We start from the raw sequence: 2833 nt of genomic DNA, 5'->3' as shown, positions 1-2833 counted from the left end.
CAAATGCACCATTCAAATTTATTCAACCTTTAGTGTTTCAAGGCTCATGTGATCGGAGTATTTTTCTGTGTTGGTTGGAGTATTTGTTAAAGGACCTACAGAAAAAGGATATTCAGACTAAAAATTATTTGCTGATTCTCGATAATGCCTCAATTCATAAAGGTCAAGCGATTGATGATTGAGCAGCAAAATATAAGACAAGAATCGTTTATCTACCTGCGTATAGTCCCGACCTCAATCCTATTGAAAAAGCATGGTCTGTCTTAAAAAGTAAAGTCAGGCACATCATTGCTCAGAACAATAAAACCATTCAGGAAGCTCTGGATATCGTATTTAAGATGATGTAGCTTATGTTTCATATTTGGCTATAACCATATTCTGTGATCTGACCGTTATTATCACTTTGTATCAGTCGGTTCAGATTGTCCCAACTCAGTTTAAGGCTGTGATTGCCTTGTCTGGCCTCAATCACATTTCCTTGTGCATCGTAGCTGTAGCGCTTGCCTTGGTAGTCTTGGACTAGGTTGTTTTTGATTTAGCTGGCTTGGGTCGCAATCGGGTCGATCAGGTTGCCTGCGGGGTCAAAGCTAAAGGTTTCGGTGTGTTGTGGACTTTATGTTTTGATTATGCGTCCAATCGGGTTATATTAATAGTTCATTGATTATTGGTTGATCATCTATTTGTGTGAGCAAATGTTTTACTTCTTAAAAGCTGCATTCGATCAATGCTACATACAAACATAAGTATAAGATGATAAATATCTCATTTTTTTAATTTAATTCTAATGAATTCAATATAAATTTTTCCGAGTAATCTGAATATTCAATTAACTTCCAGTTACCTTCAGTGGTCTTGAACAATTTAATTAATGTATCTTTTTTTGAAGGAAGTTTTATATAATCAATTTTATTAGTTTGATCTTGATAATTAATACCTATTCGCTCACCATTTTCAACATTGATACTCACAGCATTAAGTTTTCCATTCTTATCAGCTAACATAATTCTAGAGTTATTATTTTTAAGATAAAGAACATCTACTCCAATATGTTTTAAATCATCATCTTTTGTGATTTCCCAATTATTGGCCAAAATACTATTACATCCGACCATTAAAACTATAACCAGAGATATCTTTTTTTTCATTTTAGCTCTACAGATTTTAAAACTTTTTTCTCAGACCCATCAGCATATTCTGTTAAAACCCAGTCACCCTTAGAGTTTCTGTGTAGTTTTAAATAAGAACGTTCATAACTTCCAGACGAAAACCAGTGCGATACTTTTATGTAATCAATTAGGTTTGAATTTTTTTTAAATTGGATTCCTGCATATTCACCTTTATCAGTAGATACTGAAACAGCTGACAATTTTCCATTAGTCTCTGAAACACTAGTCTCTGACAAGTCCTTAGTATTTTTTAACTCAACAATAAATACACCAAGATCATTTAGCTCTTTATTTTCTCCTATATTCCAATTAGCTACTTTATAGTCATTTTGAGCAAGTGCACACCCTGTAAATACAAACACTAAAAAAAAACCTATTATATAAAATTTCATAATTTCATCCTAACGAGAATTAAATTCATTTAACTTTTTCCAAGCTTCATTCAAATTTTTCACCTTTAATCGTTGTAATTCTAGGTAATCCTCCTCACTGCATTTGCCTGATGCATAACATTTGTTTACTGCTAGAACAAACCCACCGTATGCAACACCACCAGCAGTATCCGTATTTAAAACACTAGTCCCCATTCCAACCACAGTACCCATACCTCTCGCAGCAGCACCTAGACCACCTGTTGGTGTGCTTCCACCTGGGATTACCCCAGCTACTTTGGCATTTTTGTCTATAAGTTGATACGGAGATCCTATTACCTTATTCTTAACAGGTTCCCCAACTACACTAATATTACCAGCGTTATTTAAAAGATGTGTATTTACAAAATTTACTGTTTTATCAATCAATCCTTCATTTGAAGAACTACTATTATTGGTAACCTCACAACAGTTTTTATTAGAAACTAATATTGCTTTTTTCTGTCTTTCTATTGATTCGGCATCGTATTTTGCTCTCTCAACTTTTCTTTTCTCTTCGTTGGCTGCATCAATTGCTGGTTTATCCAAATAATCCTGACCCGCCTTGTTATGCCCCCTTACCCTTAAACTCTTTTGCTGTGCTTCATATGCTTTTTGAGCACTATGGGTAAATTGAGTGCTACCATTTTCATCAATCCATGTAACCATTTTTTTCTGGTTTAACCCCATCGGATCAACCCAATCATTAGGATTACTTACATAAGCTAAATTATTCAATCCACCTTGCAGTCCAATAGGATCTTTTGAGATATATCGTCCACTATGCGGCTCATAATATCTGTAACGATTGTAATGTAGACCTGTTTCCTCGTCATAATATTGTCCTTGGAAACGGATATTGGTTTGCTCTAAGACTTGGTCTTGATGCTGTGCTTTAACCTGTTGGGTCTTACCCCATGTATTTAAGGTGATTTCCCAAATACATTCTCCTTTTTCATTACTCAGGGTTTGCGGTGTTCCTACCTGATCACAATGATAAAAGGCAACACGTTCGAGTTCGGCTTTGTTCTTGCGCGTGTCTGTGCTCCAGACAGGATCTCGGTGGACCGAATAGGGCATGGTTTTAAACTGACTATAGTCTGGGGTTTTGATCAGTTGGATGAACTGACGATAGCCTGTTTGCAGTACAGGTACAAAGCTATTCGGTTCGTAGATGTAGTGTTTGGTGTAGTTTCGCTGTTTCTCAGTGTCTGCTTGGTATTGTTTAGACTCCCACACCATCAGGTCGCCATCCCA

Annotated in this window: 4 protein-coding genes and 2 pseudogenes; 2 read left to right on the top strand and 4 right to left on the bottom strand. The window is 35.9% G+C overall.

Annotated features, from left to right (window positions below; all coding sequences use genetic code 11):
• Both AC5YCE_RS15445 and AC5YCE_RS15440 read left to right on the top strand, forming a co-directional pair.
• Nucleotides 1-182: pseudogene (locus tag AC5YCE_RS15445) on the top strand (hypothetical protein); the annotation flags it as partial.
• A gap of 21 nt (nucleotides 183-203) precedes the next feature.
• Complete coding sequence (locus tag AC5YCE_RS15440) at nucleotides 204-347, top strand: transposase (RefSeq protein WP_496126720.1); 144 nt, start codon at nucleotides 204-206, stop codon at nucleotides 345-347.
• Between the two features lie 20 nt (nucleotides 348-367).
• Here AC5YCE_RS15440 and AC5YCE_RS15435 read toward each other — a convergent pair.
• The 4 genes and pseudogenes from AC5YCE_RS15435 to AC5YCE_RS15420 all read right to left on the bottom strand — a co-directional run.
• Nucleotides 368-646 (bottom strand): annotated as a pseudogene (locus AC5YCE_RS15435) (RHS repeat-associated core domain-containing protein); the annotation flags it as partial.
• 124 nt (nucleotides 647-770) lie between these two features.
• On the bottom strand, nucleotides 771-1145 hold the full coding sequence (locus AC5YCE_RS15430; protein WP_496127228.1) for a hypothetical protein: 375 nt from the start codon (nucleotides 1143-1145) through the stop codon (nucleotides 771-773).
• Entirely contained in the window at nucleotides 1142-1558 is a 417-nt protein-coding gene (locus AC5YCE_RS15425; protein WP_496172605.1) for a hypothetical protein, read from the bottom strand. Before AC5YCE_RS15425 ends, AC5YCE_RS15430 begins: the two co-directional genes overlap by 4 nt.
• A 9-nt stretch (nucleotides 1559-1567) precedes the next feature.
• Nucleotides 1568-2833, bottom strand: a 1266-nt coding sequence (locus AC5YCE_RS15420; protein WP_496172604.1) for an RHS repeat domain-containing protein, incomplete at its 5' end; no start/stop codon positions are given.

It is taken from the genome of Acinetobacter sp. CY79 (assembly GCF_059515845.1).
Note: the sequence above shows the minus strand (reverse complement) of the source record. Positions and strands in the feature narration are given on the sequence as shown.